The 15478-nt window shown below is 72.3% G+C and carries 15 protein-coding genes; 9 read left to right on the top strand and 6 right to left on the bottom strand.

Annotated elements, in window-relative coordinates; all coding sequences use genetic code 11:
* Positions 1–18: 18 nt before the first annotated feature.
* Positions 19–384, bottom strand: coding sequence for a hypothetical protein (locus EOE48_RS08290; RefSeq protein ID WP_127728324.1), 366 nt, complete (start codon positions 382–384; stop codon positions 19–21).
* Entirely contained in the window at positions 381–1442 is a 1062-nt protein-coding gene (gene hemB / locus EOE48_RS08285) for a porphobilinogen synthase (RefSeq protein ID WP_127728323.1), read from the bottom strand. The genes EOE48_RS08290 and hemB overlap by 4 nt, the downstream gene beginning before the upstream one ends.
* 184 nt (positions 1443–1626) lie before the next feature.
* On the opposite strand from hemB, the gene EOE48_RS08280 reads away from it, so the two are divergent.
* The 3 genes from EOE48_RS08280 to ldtR all read left to right on the top strand — a co-directional run bounded on the left by EOE48_RS08280 (position 1627) and on the right by ldtR (position 3836).
* The gene (locus EOE48_RS08280) at positions 1627–2679 is read left to right on the top strand and encodes an enoyl-CoA hydratase/isomerase family protein (RefSeq protein WP_127728322.1); all 1053 of its coding nucleotides are present in this window, start codon (positions 1627–1629) and stop codon (positions 2677–2679) included.
* Positions 2680–2681: 2 nt separating this feature from the next.
* Complete coding sequence (locus EOE48_RS08275) at positions 2682–3149, top strand: DUF6163 family protein (RefSeq protein ID WP_127728321.1); 468 nt, start codon at positions 2682–2684, stop codon at positions 3147–3149.
* 171 nt (positions 3150–3320) lie between these two features.
* Positions 3321–3836, top strand: coding sequence for a transcriptional regulator LdtR (gene ldtR / locus EOE48_RS08270; protein ID WP_127728320.1), 516 nt, complete (start codon positions 3321–3323; stop codon positions 3834–3836).
* 45 nt (positions 3837–3881) lie between these two features.
* Here ldtR and EOE48_RS08265 read toward each other — a convergent pair whose 3' ends face one another.
* The gene (locus EOE48_RS08265) at positions 3882–4472 is read right to left on the bottom strand and encodes a PepSY domain-containing protein (protein ID WP_127728319.1); all 591 of its coding nucleotides are present in this window, start codon (positions 4470–4472) and stop codon (positions 3882–3884) included.
* 345 nt (positions 4473–4817) lie between these two features.
* Here EOE48_RS08265 and mgtE point away from each other — a divergent pair, with 345 nt between their 5' ends.
* From mgtE to EOE48_RS08245, 4 genes are all read left to right on the top strand, one after another.
* Entirely contained in the window at positions 4818–6200 is a 1383-nt protein-coding gene (mgtE, locus tag EOE48_RS08260) for a magnesium transporter (protein ID WP_127728318.1), read from the top strand.
* An 8-nt stretch (positions 6201–6208) separates the two neighbouring features.
* The gene (locus EOE48_RS08255; protein ID WP_127728317.1) at positions 6209–6631 is read left to right on the top strand and encodes a GNAT family acetyltransferase; all 423 of its coding nucleotides are present in this window, start codon (positions 6209–6211) and stop codon (positions 6629–6631) included.
* A 44-nt stretch (positions 6632–6675) separates the two neighbouring features.
* Positions 6676–6972, top strand: coding sequence for a hypothetical protein (locus EOE48_RS08250; protein WP_127728316.1), 297 nt, complete (start codon positions 6676–6678; stop codon positions 6970–6972).
* A gap of 299 nt (positions 6973–7271) precedes the next feature.
* Positions 7272–8804 carry an acyl-CoA carboxylase subunit beta gene (locus EOE48_RS08245; protein WP_127728315.1) on the top strand — a complete coding sequence of 511 codons (1533 nt, stop codon included), beginning with the start codon at positions 7272–7274 and terminating at the stop codon, positions 8802–8804.
* An 18-nt stretch (positions 8805–8822) separates the two neighbouring features.
* Here the strand turns inward: EOE48_RS08245 and EOE48_RS08240 are convergent, their stop codons facing one another.
* Positions 8823–9755: a metallophosphoesterase gene (locus tag EOE48_RS08240; RefSeq protein ID WP_127728441.1), complete on the bottom strand. Its 933-nt coding sequence runs from the start codon at positions 9753–9755 to the stop codon at positions 8823–8825.
* 485 nt (positions 9756–10240) lie between these two features.
* The gene (locus tag EOE48_RS08235; RefSeq protein ID WP_127728314.1) at positions 10241–11623 is read right to left on the bottom strand and encodes an aminotransferase; all 1383 of its coding nucleotides are present in this window, start codon (positions 11621–11623) and stop codon (positions 10241–10243) included.
* 176 nt (positions 11624–11799) lie between these two features.
* Between EOE48_RS08235 and EOE48_RS08230 the strand changes: the two genes are divergently transcribed.
* Together EOE48_RS08230 and EOE48_RS08225 are read left to right on the top strand one after the other, a co-directional pair.
* Entirely contained in the window at positions 11800–12339 is a 540-nt protein-coding gene (locus EOE48_RS08230; RefSeq protein ID WP_127728313.1) for a hypothetical protein, read from the top strand.
* Between the two features lie 244 nt (positions 12340–12583).
* Positions 12584–14668 (top strand): methyl-accepting chemotaxis protein, encoded by a 2085-nt coding sequence (locus EOE48_RS08225; RefSeq protein ID WP_127728312.1) that lies wholly within the window; start codon positions 12584–12586, stop codon positions 14666–14668.
* A gap of 77 nt (positions 14669–14745) precedes the next feature.
* Here the strand turns inward: EOE48_RS08225 and EOE48_RS08220 are convergent, their stop codons facing one another.
* On the bottom strand, positions 14746–15402 hold the full coding sequence (locus tag EOE48_RS08220; RefSeq protein ID WP_127728440.1) for a GntR family transcriptional regulator: 657 nt from the start codon (positions 15400–15402) through the stop codon (positions 14746–14748).
* Positions 15403–15478: the final 76 nt, after the last annotated feature.

Genomic DNA, 15478 nt, shown 5'->3' with positions numbered 1-15478 from the left:
GCGGGAACCGGCCCGCCCCTACCCGGCCCCCGGCTCGGCGAGGGCGGCGTCCGGGGTGTCGAGATAGTAGTGCTTGAGCAGGTAGAGCGAGGCGCCGCCGACCGGGCCGTGGTCGCTCGTCACGCCGGCCAGATCGGTGCGGGAGCGCTCGGAGAAGGCGCAGATCGCCCAGCGCGTCGCCGGGCCGCGCCCGGCGCGCTCCTGGGCGAAGTCGACGCGGACGCTGCGCGGTGCCGGGCCGGGGCCGGTCCGCAGCACCCGGATCGCGGCGCCCGGCGGCACCAGGGTCGGCAGGACGCGCCGGCAGGTGCGGGCCTGCTCGGCATCGGGCGAGCCCGAGCAGGCGCCGAGCAGGACGAGGAGCGCCGGGACGGCGATCCTCACTCGCGGCGCAGCCGCTCGGCGACCCGCGGGGCGAAGTAGGTGAACACCCCGTCGGCGCCGGCGCGCTTGAACGCCATGAGGCTCTCGACCATCGCCCGCTCGCCGTCGAGCCAGCCGTTCTGCGCCGCCGCCGCGATCATCGCGTACTCGCCCGAGACCTGGTAGGCGAAGGTCGGCACCGCGAAGCTGTCCTTCACCCGGCGGATCACGTCGAGATAGGGCATGCCGGGCTTGACCATCACCGAGTCGGCGCCCTCGTCGAGGTCGAGGGCGACCTCGCGCAGGGCCTCGTCGGTGTTGCCCGGGTCCATCTGGTAGGTGCGCTTGTCGCCGACCAGCGTGACGCTGGTGCCGATCGCGTCGCGGAACGGGCCGTAGAAGGCGCTGGCGTACTTCGCCGCGTAGGTCATGATCTGCACGTCGGCGAAGCCGGCGCGGTCGAGCCCGGTGCGGATCGCCCCGACCCGCCCGTCCATCATGTCGGACGGGGCGATGACGTCGGTGCCGGCCTCGGCCTGGATCAGGCTCTGCTCGACGAGGAGCGCCACGGTCTCGTCGTTGACGATCACGCCGTCGTCGAGGAGGCCGTCATGGCCGTGGCTGGTATAGGGGTCGAGGGCGACGTCGGTGATGACGCCGATCTGCGGGAACGCCGCCTTCACCGCCCGCACCGCCCGGCACACGAGGTTGTTGCGGTTGAGCGCCTCCGAGCCGGTCGCATCGCGCAGCGACGGGTCGACGTAGGGGAAGAACGAGATCGCCGGGATGCGCAGGGCGGCGGCGCGCTCGGCCTCGCGCACCGCCTCGTCGACGCTGAGGCGCTCGACGCCGGGCATCGAGGCGACCGGCTCGCGCCGGTTCTCGCCCTCGATCAGGAACATCGGCCAGATCAGGTCGTCGACCGTGAGGGTCGTCTCGCGCACGAGGCGGCGCGACCACTCGGCCTTGCGGTTGCGCCGCGGGCGCTGGGTCAGGGCCAGCGCCGGGCCGGTCTCCTGACGGGCGGCCTCGCGGGCGAGCGGCCGCGGCACGGCGTGGATCTGCGACGTCGGGCTCATGGTCGACCTCGAACCTCCCGGGCCCGCCGACAGGCGGGTTCTTTCACTGTTCCGACTTCGATCTAGCACAGGCCGTCCCGGCCCAGAACCCGCCCGGGACGGGGCGGGCATGCGCCCGGACGGGCATCCGCGTTGACGCGCCCCGCCCCGGATGGTTAACCGCCGTTCGGCACGGGAGGGCAGGATGGACGCGGCCGACGACGAGGTTCTGTGCGAGCGGCGCGGCGAGGCCGGGCTCATCACCCTGAACCGTCCCAAGGCGCTCAACGCCCTGACTCTCGGGATGGTGCGGCGGATGCGCGCCGCGCTCGACGCCTGGGCCGGCGACCCGGCCGTGACCCGGGTGGCGGTGCGCGGCGCCGGCGGCCGGGCCTTCTGCGCCGGCGGCGACATCCGGCGCATCCACGACGACGGCCGCGCCGGCCGCTGGGAGGGCGTCGACGCGTTCTGGCGCGAGGAATACGCCCTCGACGCGCTGATCCACCGCTACCCGAAGCCCTACGTCGCGCTCATCGACGGCATCGTGATGGGCGGCGGCGTCGGCGTCTCGCTGCACGGGCCCTACCGGGTCGCCGGCGAGCGCTACGCCTTCGCGATGCCGGAGGTTGGGATCGGCTTCTTCCCCGACGTCGGCGCCACCTACGCGCTGCCGCGCCTGCCCGGCCATGTCGGCACCTACCTCGCGCTGACCGGCGAGCGGGTCGGGCAGGGCGACGGCCTCGCCTTCGGGCTCGCCACCCACGCCGCCCCGGCCGAGCGCTTCGACGCCATCGTGGCGGATCTTGCGGCGGGCGAGCCGGTCGCGGCGGTCCTCGCCCGCCACGCCCCGGCCGAGGCGCCGGCCCCGGGCCCGGTCTTCGCCGAGCGCGACCTCATCGCCGCCTGCTTCTCCGGCGCCTCGGTCGCCGAGATCCTCGACCGCCTCGACGCCGCCGGCTCCGACTTCGCCCGCGCGGCGGCGGCGACGATCCGCACCCGCTCGCCGACGAGCCTCGCGGTCTCCCTCGAACAGATGCGCCGGGGCGCCGCCCTGTCCTTCCCGGAGGCGATGCTGACCGAGTACCGCATCGTCACCCGGATCATGCAGGGCCACGACTTCTTCGAGGGCGTGCGCGCGGTGCTGATCGACAAGGACGGCCGGCCGCGCTGGCGGCCCGACCGCATCGGGGCGGTGACGCCGGACGCCGTGCAGGCGCATTTCGCCCCCCTGCCCGACCCTGAGCCGGACTTCGCCTGAGCATGGCCGGGCTGGCGAAGGTGAGGGGCGGGACGGGGCGCCGCCCGGTCGCGGACGAGCGCGAGGACCGGATCGTCACCGGCGGCCAGGGCGTGCCGCGGACCCGCTGGGACGTGATCCTGGTCTGGTTCATGCGCGCGGTCGCGATCGCCTGGATGATCAAGGGGCTGAGCGCCTGGGCCGAGATCCTCGGCGCCCGGCCCGACGCCGCCCCGTTCGACTCCGCCCCGATCGGCCGGCAGGCGGTCATCATCTACTTCGGCGTCATCGATCTGCTGGCCGCGGTCGGATTGTGGCTCGCCTCGGCCTGGGGCGGCGTGGTCTGGCTGCTCGCCGCCACCTCGGCCTTCGTGCTGGCGATGCTGGCGCCGCTTCTGCTTCCGATGAGCGTGCCGAACCTCGCCTTCGACCTCAGCGTCATCATGGTCTACTTCGTGCTGTCTTGGTTCGCCGGCCGCGAAATACGCTGAGGCGGCACCGTACAGGCTGGCATTTGAGGCAATTTATCTTCAATTTACCGACACAGGTAAATCGACAATTCATCCTATCGCTTAAACCGGCATTCACAGGCTGTCCGTAGCGTGGATCCATAGACGAAGCGGAGTGACATCCCCTTCACCAAATGACCACGAGGCGAAGCCATGAAGACCCAGGCGAAGAAAGTGGCCGACAAGGCTGCCGCTCCTGAGACCGACAGCGCCGTCCGCCCGCAATACCTCGAAGCTCTCCACCTCGTCGAGCGCCTGCACCGCCGGCTGCTCGACGTCATCAAGGACGAGTTCGAGCGCCGCGGCCGCGAGGACGTCAACTCGGTCCAGGCTCTGCTGCTCTACAACATCGGCGACAACGAACTGACGGCGAGCGAGCTGCGCACCCGCGGCTACTATCTCGGCTCCAACGTGTCCTACAACGTCAAGAAGCTGGTCGAGGCGGGCTACCTGCACCACGCCCGTTCGAAGACCGACCGCCGCTCGGTGCGGATCAGCCTGACCGAGAAGGGCCGCGAGGTCCACGAGATCGTCCGCACGCTCTACGACAAGCACTCGCGCACGATCCAGCCGATCGGCGGCATCTCGGAGGACGATTTCGGCCGGCTCAACCAGTCGCTGACCCGGCTGGAGCGGTTCTGGACCGACCAGATCCGCTACCGCCTGTGATCCGAAGGGCGCCGGGGCCGCAGGGCTCCGGCGCCCTCCATCGCGTTACTTGTCCGTCTTGACCTTGCCGTCGGGGCCGATCTTGACCTCGACCGAGCGGTCGGCGAGCGCCACGTCGATCTCGTACTCGACCGCGTTGCCCTCGCGCTCGACCTCGGCCTCGTAGGCCTTCGCCCCCATGCCCGCATGCTGCTCGGCGACCGCGATCGCGTCCTTCAGCGACAGCGTGGCGTTCTGGAAGTCGCTGACCTTGAGGCGGGTGAAGTAGCGCTCGATCGGCTGGTTCTCGGTCTTGAACAGCGCGCCCGTGTCGGCGTTGATGCCGTATTCCACCAGCTTGCCGTCCGGATAGACGACCTTGATCGCCCAGTGGGTCGGGGTGTCGCCCTTCTGCTTCTCGAAGTCGGCGTCGATGGCGCGGCCCTTCTCGCCCTGGCTCTCGGCGGTGGCGATCGCCTGGGCGAGGGTCGACTTCACGGTCTTGGCGGCCTCGTACTCGGCCTTGTCGCCGTCGCTGCGGGTCGCCATCGGGGCGCCGGAGGGGGCGGTCGGAGCCGTCGGGGCCGTCGTCTGGGCGAGGCCGAGGCCGGTGCCGAGGAGAAGGATCGCGGCGGCGGGAGCAAGACGGGTGAGCATCGGGTGTCTCCAGGCGAGTCCGGGGTTGCTTTCCGAGGGCGGCTCGCCGTTGCCCTGCGCAACGTCTCCGGGGCGCCTGCGGTTTCCCCTGCGCCAGGAATGTTTCCCTCGGCGAGCCGGGAAGCGGCGGCGGTTTTGCGCTTGACGGATGCGGGAGCGCGGCGCAGTGACGGCGCGCCCGCGGCCGATCCGCCGCGCCGCAAGCCCCATCGGACCCATCCGTTTCATGCCGAGCGACAGTCGCCGTCGATCTCCGGTGCCGCCTCCGGCCGCCCTCGCCTGAGCGCCTCCCCGCGGGCGCCGCGGCCGGCCGGGGGCGGCCGGTCGACAGGAGGGTTTTTCGCGATGACCGACGCCCCGATCCTCGACACCCGCCCCGACGCCCCCGTGGAGCCCGCCGCCCTCGCGGCGCGGCTGGCCGAGGACAGCGCCCCCGACATCGTCGAGGCCCTCAACGGCGAGGCGCCCGAGGTCGCGGCCGCGATCCTCACTAGCCTGCCGTTCGAGCGCAGCGTCGAAGTGCTGGACCAGCCCGAGCTGCACTGCGCCGCCGACATCATCGAGATGATGCCCCGCGACCGGGTCGCCGCCTACCTGTCGGCGATGTCGGCCGACCGGGTGACCGACGTCTTCCGCGAGATCGAGGAGCCCGGCCGCTCGGACCTGCGCGCGCGCCTCGACGCCGAGACCCGCGGCGCCGTCGACACCCTCAGCGCCTATCCGGAGGAGAGCGTCGGCTCGATCATGACCACCGAGTTCGTCTCGGTGCCGGCGACCTGGACCGTGGGGCAGACCCTCGACCACATCCGGCAGGTCGAGCGCACCCGCGAGACGGTGTACTCGATCTTCGTGCTCGACCCGCGGACCGGGGCCCTGATCAAGGCGGTGCCGCTTCGCCGGCTCATCACCGGCGAGCCGGGGGACACCATCCTCAGCGTCGCCCCGGACCGCCGCCCGGTGGTGGTCTCGGCCGATGCCGGCCGCACCGAGGCGGCGCGGCTGATCTCGAAATACGACCTCCTGGCGATCCCGGTGGTGAACGAGGCCAACCACGTCGTCGGCATCGTCACGGTCGACGACGTCATCGACGCGATGATCCAGAAGCAGACCGAGGACGTGCAGCGCTTCGGCGGCATGGAGGCCCTCGACGAGCCCTACATGGCGATCGGCTTCTGGACGATGATCCGCAAGCGCGCCGGCTGGCTGTGCGTGCTGTTCCTGTCCGAGATGCTGACCGCGAGCGCGATGCAGGGCTTCGAGGGCGAGCTGGAGAAGGCGCTCGTCCTGACCCTGTTCATCCCGCTCATCATGAGCTCGGGCGGCAATTCCGGCTCGCAGGCGACCTCGCTGCTGATCCGGGCGCTGGCGCTGCATCAGGTCCGCCTGCGCGACTGGTGGCGGGTCGCCCTGCGGGAGATTCCGGCCGGGCTGACGCTCGGGGCGATCCTCGGCACGATCGGCGTCGCCCGCATCGTGCTGTGGCAGACGCTCGGCCTGTACGATTACGGCGAGCACTGGTTCCTGGTCGCGGTCACGGTCGGCACGGCGCTCGTCGGCATCGTGCTGTTCGGCTCGCTCGCCGGCTCGATGCTGCCCTTCGTGCTCCAGCGGGTCGGCTTCGACCCCGCCACCGCCTCGGCGCCGTTCGTCGCCACCCTGGTCGACGTCTCCGGTCTGGTGATCTACTTCACGGTCGCGCTGGTGATCCTCAAGGGCACGCTGCTGTAGGAGCCGCCATGACCGGAACCACGATCCGGGCGATGCGCGACGACGACGCCGAGGCTGTGGTCGCGCTTTGGCACGCCGCCGGGGTGGCCCGGCCGTGGAACGACCCCGCCCGCGACCTCGCCTTCGCCCGGCGCGATCCGCACTCGACGGTGCTGGTGGCCGAGCGCGACGGCCGCGTCGCCGCGACCGCGATGGTCGGGGAGGACGGCCATCGCGGCTGGGCCTACTACGTCGCGGTCGATCCGGCACACCGGGGCAGCGGCCTCGGCGGCGCCATCATGGCGGGGGCCGAGGACTGGCTGCGGGCTCGCGGGGTGTGGAAACTCCAGCTCCTCGTGCGCGAGGACAACACTGCGGTAAAAGGTTTCTACGAGCATCTCGGCTACCGCGACACCCGCACGACCTGCTTCCAGAAGGTGATCGAGCCGTGATGAGACCCGTCCTGACCTGTGCCGCCGCCGGGATCGTCCTGGCCGTGTCCGCCCTCCCATCGCGGGCCCAATCCGTGCCGCGCATCGACATCAAGGCGACCTGCAACGCCGTGGAGGCGGCGAGTTCGGGCCTCGCCGACCCCGAGGCGGTCGCCGGCTGCGTGCGCGACGAGACCGCGGCCCGCGAGCAGGCGCGCCGCCGCTGGAGCCGCTACCCGGCCGCGTCGCGCCGCGAATGCGCCGCCGAGGTCCGGATCGGCGGGGCGCCCTCCTACGTCGACCTCGTGACCTGCCTCGAACTGGCCGCCAACGCCCTGTCCTCGACACCCGGGACGGAGTGATACGATTCTCGGACGATCAGTTCCGACACTCGGATCACCAGCCCGCGCGGTGGAGCCTTCGGCTCCACACACCTGAGCGAAGCCGATTGTCGCATCGCGAAAGCGACTGCAACGCAGTCGCCACGATCCCGCAGGGATCGCCGAGCGATCGATCGAAAATCGTATGACTGCAGGCCCCGCCTCCGACGACTGGACGGTTTTCCGCGCGGCGTCCCGCGTGGTAAGCCCGCGCCCGAGCGAAACGGTCAAGCCTTGCCGGCGGACGGGATCCGGCGGCCGAGGGAGCAGGGGCGACAGGCATGAAGGACATCCTCGAACGTCTGGACCAGCGGCGCGCCCAGGCCCGCGTCGGCGGCGGCGAGAAGCGCGTCGCCGCCCAGCACCAGCGCGGCAAGCTGACCGCGCGCGAGCGCATCGAGCTCCTCCTCGACACCGGGTCGTTCGAGGAATTCGACATGTTCGTGCAGCACCGCTCGATCGACTTCGGGATGGAGGCGCAGAAGATCCCCGGCGACGGCGTCATCACCGGCTGGGGCACCATCAACGGCCGCACCGTCTTCGTCTTCTCCAAGGACTTCACGGTCTTCGGCGGCTCACTCTCCGAGGCGCACGCCCAGAAGATCATCAAGGTCCAGGACATGGCGCTGAAGATGCGCGCCCCGATCATCGGCCTGTTCGATGCCGGCGGCGCCCGCATCCAGGAGGGCGTCGCCGCGCTCGGCGGCTACGGCGAGGTGTTCAAGCGCAACGTCACCGCGTCGGGCGTGATCCCGCAGATCTCGGTCATCATGGGGCCGTGCGCCGGCGGCGACGTCTACTCGCCGGCGATGACCGACTTCATCTTCATGGTCCGCGACACGAGCTACATGTTCGTGACCGGCCCGGACGTGGTCAAGACCGTCACCAACGAGGTGGTGACGGCGGAGGAGCTCGGCGGCGCCAAGGTCCACACCACCAAGTCGTCGATCGCCGACGGCTCCTACGAGAACGACGTCGAGGCGCTGCTGCAGATCCGGCGCCTGATGGACTTCCTGCCGGCCAACAACCTCGACGGCGTGCCGGAACTCGAGAGCCTCGACGACCCGCTCCGCCTCGACAAGAGCCTCGACACCCTGATCCCCGACAACCCGAACAAGCCCTACGACATGGGCGAGCTGATCCGGCGGGTCGTCGACGAGGGTGATTTTTTCGAGATCCAGGCGGCGTATGCCCGCAACATCATCACGGGCTTCGGCCGGGTCGAGGGCCGCACGGTCGGCTTCGTCGCCAACCAGCCGATGGTGCTGGCCGGCGTGCTCGACGCCGACGCCTCGCGCAAGGCCGCCCGCTTCGTGCGCTTCTGCGACGCCTTCGGGATTCCGATCGTCACCTTCGTCGACGTGCCGGGCTTCCTGCCGGGCACCGCGCAGGAATACGGCGGGCTCATCAAGCACGGCGCCAAGCTGCTGTTCGCCTACAGCCAGGCGACGGTGCCGCTCGTCACCGTCATCACCCGCAAGGCGTTCGGGGGCGCCTACGACGTGATGGCGTCCAAGCACGTCGGCGGCGACGTGAACTACGCCTGGCCGACCGCCCAGATCGCCGTGATGGGCGCCAAGGGCGCGGTCGAGATCATCTTCCGCCAGGATCTCGGCGACCCGGACAAGATCGCGGCGCGCACCGGCGAGTACGAGGAGCGGTTCATGTCGCCGTTCGTGGCCGCCGAGCGCGGCTACATCGACGAGGTGATCATGCCGCACTCGACCCGGCGCCGGATCGCCCGGGCGCTCGCGATGCTGCGCACCAAGGAGAGCGAGCAGCCCTGGAAGAAGCACGACAACATCCCGCTGTGAGGCGGATCGGCCGGCGCCTCAGCTGTGGGCGCCGGTCTGGGACTGGGCCGTGCCGCCGCCGAGTTCGACCAGCACGATCTCGGGCGGCACGCCGAGGCGGACCGGGACCCGGCTGAGGCCGAGGCCGCCGGAGACGATCAGGTGGCGCCCGGCCTCGACGACGTGGCCGTAGAGGTAGCGCTGGCCGTAGCGCGAGTTCGACACCGGCGAGTAGCCGAACAGCCGGACCTGCCCGCCATGGGTATGGCCCGACAGGGTGAGCGCCACCCGGGCCGGGATCTTGGGGAAGATGTCGGGCTCGTGCGCCATCAGGATCACCGGCGCGTCGTCGGTGATCGTCGCCAGCGTCCCCGGCACGTCGTGCAGGCCCTTCCAGACGCGCACCGGAAAGAACGGGATCTGGTCGGCGAGGCCGGCGAGCCAGAAGGCGTGCCCGTCCTTGGTCAGGCGCAGGGCGTCGTTCTCCATCACCGGGATGCCGGCGGCCTCGAGGGCGCGGCGGGACGCGGTCGGGCCGCGCAGGCGGCGCAGGGCCTCCTCGTCCTCCCACCAGTCGTGGTTGCCGAGCACCGCGTGAACGCCGAGCGGCGCCCGCAGGCCCGCGACCGCGCGGGCGAACGCGGCCAGCGGCACGTTGCGGGTGACGAAGGGGCTGCCGCTCGGATAGTCGCCGAGCAGCAGCACGAGATCGGGCCGCAGCGCGTTGGTGACCGCGACGATCTCCTCGACCCGGCCGACCGGCATGTAGGGCTCGCCGACGTGGACGTCGGCCAGCACGGCGATGCGCAGCCGCAGCGGCGCCGGCCAGTTCGGCAGGGCCGGGGCGTAGGACGTGACGACGAGCCGCCACGCCGGCTCGATGCCGAAGGCGTAGGCCGCCGTCGAGACGCCGAGGGCGGCGGTCGTGGCCGCGCCGGCGAGGAACTGGCGGCGGCTCGGCAGGATCAGCATCGTCACGGCCTCGGGTCGGCGGCGTCCGGCCATCGGGCAGGGCCGACGGATCTCAGGCGGGAGCGTCCCGGTCCGGGACGACGAGGGGCGGCCGGAACCGGCCGTCCCCGCCTCACTCCATGACGCAATCTTCGTGCAAGCGGAATGAACCGCGACCGGGCCGTCGCTCCGGCGCGCCCCGGCCCGCCCGCAGGGCGGCCGCGAGCGCCGGCAGGGCGATCCGGCGGGCGCTGCGCTCCTGCGGCGCGGCGCGCTCTTGCGGCGCAGCGCGCACCGGTACGGCAGTCTCGGCTCCGGCGGCGTATCGCGGGCGATGGGCGCTCATGGTCGGTTCCTCTCCTGCGCGGCCGGATCCGGCCGCGGATCGGCGGCCCGGTTCGGCCGCGACACCGGAGAGAAGCGCCCCATCGTGACCGGGCCTGGGCCCGGCGATGGCCGGCCGGAGGCGAAATCCCGGCCGGCCCGCCCGATTGATGAAGACCCGTTCAGGCGGCCTGCAGCCCCTGCTCGCGGATCCAGGCCTGGGTGCGGTCGAGGGCGGTGCCGAGGCGGTCGAACAGGGTGTCGATCTCGTCCTCGCGGATCACCAGCGGCGGGCAGACCGCGACCCGGTCGCCGGCGAGGAAGCGCACGATCAGTCCCTCCTCCTGCGCGAAGGCGACGCAGCGGGCGGCGACGCCGGCCTTCGGCTCGTACTGGCGCTTGCTCGCCTTGTCGGCGACGATCTCGAGGCCGCCGATCAGGCCGAGGCCGCGGGCCTCGCCGACGATCGGGTGGTCGGCGAGGGCCTCCAGCCGGCGCAGGAAGTGGGGCGCCTTGGCGGCCGCGCCCTCGATGATGCGGTCGCGCTTGTAGATCTCGATCGTCTTGAGGGCGACCGCGCTCGCCACCGGGTGCGCCGAGTAGGTGGTGCCGTGGCCGAAGGTGCCGATCTTGCGGCTCTGGTCGAGCATCGCCTGATACAGCGGCTCGTCCACGGTCACGCCGCCGAGCGGCATGTAGGCCGAGGTGAGCGCCTTGGCGAAGGACAGGCTGTTGGCCTGGATGCCGAGGGTCTCGGAGCCGAACCACGAGCCCAGCCGGCCGAAGCCGCAGATCACCTCGTCGGCGATCAGCCGCACGTCGTGGCGGGCGAGCACCGGCTGGATCGCCGCGAAGTAGCCCTTGGGCGGGACGATCGCGCCGCCCGCGCCCATCACCGGCTCGGCGATGAAGGCCGCGACCGTGTCGGGCCCCTCGCGCTCGATCATCGCGTCGAGCTCGTCGGCGAGCCGGCGGGAATACTCCTCCTCGCTCTCGCCCGGATGCGCGCCGCGGTAGTGGTGCGGGCAGGCGGCGTGCAGGAAGCCCGGCAGCGGCAGGTCCCAGTCGGCGTGGTTGGCGGCGAGCCCGGTCATCGAGGCCGACGCCACCGTGACGCCGTGATAGCCCTTCACCCGGCCGATGATCTTCTTCTTCTTCGGCCGGCCGAGGGCGTTGTTGTAGTACCACGCCAGCTTGACCTGGGTGTCGTTGGCCTCCGAGCCCGACGAGGTGAAGAACACCTTCGAGGCCGGGACCGGCACCAGCTCCTTGATCGTCTCGGCGAGCTCGATCGCCGGGTCGTGGCTGCGGCCCGAGAAGATGTGGCTGAACGGCAGCCGCGCCATCTGCTCGCGGGCGGCCTCGACCAGCTCGTCGTTGGAATAGCCGAGCGCGGTGCACCACAGCCCGGCCATGCCCTCGAGGTAGGGCCGCCCGTCGGTGTCGTAGACCCAGACGCCGTGGCCGCGCTCCAGCACCAGCGGGCCCGCCTCGCGGAACGCCGCGAGGTTGGTGTAGGGGTGGATCAGGGTCTCGACGTCGCGGGTGGCGAGGTTCGACAGCATGTCTCGGCCTTCCGGGAGGCGGGCCGGAGGCCGGGCTGCCCGGGAGTGTCGCCCGTGCCGGCGCTCCGCCCGCGGAACTGGGACGGTACGCGCCGCCACACTAGCGGCGCGAACCGCCCTTACAAGCGGCGTGCCCGAAACCGCCCCACCGCACAACCCTGCATCGATCCGAGCGCATGACCGACCCCGCCCTCTTCGCCACGACCCCGGCGCCCGGCCGCGCCTGCGGCCCCTGCACCCTGTGCTGCAAGGTCTACGACGTGCCGGCGGTGGAGAGCGTGGCCGGCCAGTGGTGCCGCCACACCAAGGCCGGCCGCGGCTGCGCCATCCACGCCACCCGGCCCGACCATTGCCGCGCCTTCCACTGCCTCTGGATGACCGAGGGCTGGCTCGGCCCGGAATGGAAGCCCGACCGGGCCAAGATGGTGCTGAGCCTCGATCCCGCGACCCGGTTCATGCACGTCCAGGTCGATCCCGGGCAGGCGCAGGCGTGGCGGCGCGAGCCGTATTACGGCCAGCTCAAGCGTTGGGCCGCCGCCTCGCTGGCGCAGAAGCGCCACGTCCTGGTCTTCGTCAACAGGAGCGCCACGGTGGTGCTGCCCGACCGCGACGTGCCCCTCGGCGTGTTCGAGCCCGGCGACCGGCTGGTGGCGCGCGAGCGCCCGACCGCGGCCGGGATCGCGATCGAGGTCGAGAAGGTGCGGCCGGCGGCGTGATTCGGATTTCGGACGATTCCGTCCGAAATCCGAATCACCGGCCTGCGCGGCGCCTGAGCGAAGCCGGTTTCCGCATTGCGAATGCGATCCGCCAGGATCGCCTGAAGCAATCGATCGGAAACCGTATGACCCGCGCCGTGCCGTAACCTTCCGTCAAGCGCGCACCTCCTAGAGTTGAATCCATCGTCGAGGCGCCGGCGGGACCACCGGCCCGGCGACGATTCACGGCTCGCGGGGGGACACCATGACGATCAAGCGCTGGCTGACAGCGGTCATCCTGACGTTCAGCGTCATCGTCGTGGCGATGTGCGGACGCAATCTCTCCCTCGCGTACATCTCGGCGGCGGCGGCGGAGCGGGTCTCGGCCCTCGCCTCGGCCGACCGCGCGATGCTGAAGACCCTCGCGGAGATGCGCTTCGAGCGCGGCGCGATGCTCTCGGCGCTTCCCCTCGACACCCAGGCGGCCGCGGCCAACCTGAAGGACATCGCCGCCCGCCGGGCCGCGATGCAGGCGACGTGGTCGGCGTTCCAGGCACGCCTCGCCGGGGAGGACCAGCCCGCGATCGTCGAGGCCCGGGCGGGCCTGGAGCGGGCCTATGACGGCTGGGTCCGGGCGCGGGAGCGGTTCGACGCCGCCATGGCCCAGCCCCCCGCCGCGCGCGACAAGGGACTGACCGAGGCGATCAACGCCCAGGGCGAGACCCTGATCGCGGCCTTCGACCGGGCGATGGCCGCGGTCGAGGCCGGGATCCTCGCCGTCGATCCGACCCTGAACGGCCTGATCCTCGCGCGCGCGATGAGCTGGGCGTCCCGCACCTTCGCGGGCAACGCGCACATCATCATCAACGGGGTGCTGGGACAGAACCGGGCGGTCGCGCCGGGCGAGCAGCAGGACTTCATCGCCTTCAGCCGCCAGTCCGAGTTCGCCTTCGGGGTGGTGCGCAACCTCTTCGCCGGGACGGCGCCGCCGGCCCTCCAGACCGCGATCGAGAACGCCGACGCGCGCTACTTCGCCGGCCCCTTCGCCGAGCGGACGCGGGGGCTGTTCGCCGGCCTCGCCGACCCGACCCGGCCGCGCCCCACCGTCGCCGAGTCGCGCCGGGAATCCAGCCCGGCCCTGGCGGCGATCGCCGAGGTGCCGCTCGCCGCCGTGGCCGAACTCGACGCCGCCGCGGTCGCCCGGGCCGAGCAGGCCCGGCGCAGCCTGGTCCTGTATGCCGGCCTGCTCGTGGCGGCACTCGCGCTCGCCGGCGCCACCCTGGTCCTGGTGGTCGTGCGCCTCGCCCGCCCCCTCGCGGCGATGACCGCCGCGATGGTCCGGCTGGCCGAGGGCGACACGGCGGTCGCCGTGCCCGGCCGGGGGCGGCGCGACGAGGTCGGCGCCATGGCCGCCGCGGTCGCGGTGTTCAAGGAGTCGCTCGCCCGCAACCGGACCCTGCAGGAGGACGCCGCCCTCGCCCGGGCCGGCGTCGAGGCGCAGCGCCGCACCGCCATGCGCGCCCTCGCCGACGACATCGAGACCCGCATCGGCGGTTTCGTCGGGACGCTCGCCCAGGCCGCCGCCTCCCTCGAAGGGCGGGCCGCCGCCATGGCGGAGGCCGCCCGCGACACCGACGGCAGGGCGGTCAGCGTCGCGGCGACCGCCCAGCACACCTCCGGCAACGTCGGCAGCGTCGCCGCCGCGGCCGAGCAGATGATCGCGACCGCCCGGGAGATCGGCGCCCAGACCACCACCTCGGCCGACCTCGTCGTCACGGCGGTCGCCGATGCGAGGGCGACCGACACCACCGTGCAGGCGCTGGAGACCGGGACGCAGCGGATCGGGCAGGTGGTGGCGATGATCTCGGCCATCGCCGGGCAGACCAACCTGCTGGCTCTCAACGCCACGATCGAGGCGGCCCGGGCCGGCGAGGCCGGACGCGGCTTCGCGGTCGTCGCCGCCGAGGTCAAGGCGCTGGCCGAGCAGACCGCCAGGGCGACCGAGGAGATCACGACCCAGATCGGCCAGATCCGGCAGGCGGCCCAGGATTCGGCGGCGGCGATCGGCGGCATCGGCGCGACCCTCGACCGGGTCAACGCGACGACGGTGGCGGTGAGCGCGGCGATCGAGCAGCAGCAGGCGACGATGCAGGAGGTGGTGCGCCACGTCTCCGAGGCGGCGGCGGGCACCGGCGAGGTCAGCCACAGCATCGCCCTGGTCCAGGCCCAGGCCGGCGAGACCGGTCACGTCGCCGGCGAGGTCGCGCACGCCGCCCGCGACCTCTCGGCGGGCGCCGCCGACCTGCGCCGCGAACTCGACGGGTTCCTGGCCGGGATCCGGGCGGCCTGACCCGCCCGCTGGCCGGGATCCGGGCGGCGTGAGCAGCCCGCTGGCCGGGATCCGGGCGGCGTGGACCGGCCCGGCCCTCAAGCCGCGGCGTCGTCGCGGCCGAGGCTGAGGATCAGGTCGGAGAAGCGGTCGCCCTGGACGAGGACGTGGGCGCGCGCCCGCGCGGCGGTCTCGGCCTCGTCGCCGGACAGGATCGCCTCGACGATGCCGGCATGCTCCGCGAAGGACTGCCCGACCCGGTTGCGCGCGCGCAGCTGGATGCGCCGGAACGGCGCGAGGCGCCGGCTCAATGCCAGGGCCTGCTCGCACAGGAAGCCGTTGCGCGACGCCCGGTAGATCACGGCGTGGAACACGGTGTTCTCGGCGTAGTACTCCGCGAGGTCGCCGGCCTCTGCCGCCGCCCGGCACGCCTCCAGGGCCGCCGCCAGCGCCGCCTGGTGCTCCGGCGTCAGGCGCCGGGCCGCGAGCCGGCCGCAGGACGCCTCCAGCTCCGCCATCGTCTCGAACATCTCCAGCAGCCGGGTCGGGTCCGGCATGCTCACCACCGCGCCGCGCCGCGGCTTGACCTCGATCAGCCCGGTCACCGCCAGTTGCAGCAGCGCCTCGCGGATCGGCGTGCGCGAGACGCCGAACCGCTCGGCGAGCTGCGCCTCGTCGAGCCGCGCCCCGGGTCGCAGCACCCCGTTCACGATCTCGTCCTCGATCGTCAGCCGCAGCCGCTGGGCACGGTTCATGGGGGCATGAGTCATGGCCGGCCTCGTCCTTACCGGCGGTAATATGCGGTGCGGTTGACAAAATATACAAGACTGG

The organism is Methylobacterium oryzihabitans, from assembly GCF_004004555.2.
GTDB classification, from domain to species: domain Bacteria; phylum Pseudomonadota; class Alphaproteobacteria; order Rhizobiales; family Beijerinckiaceae; genus Methylobacterium; species Methylobacterium oryzihabitans.
The sequence above is the reverse complement of the archived record's forward strand: the minus strand, read 5'-3'. Positions and strand labels throughout refer to the sequence as shown.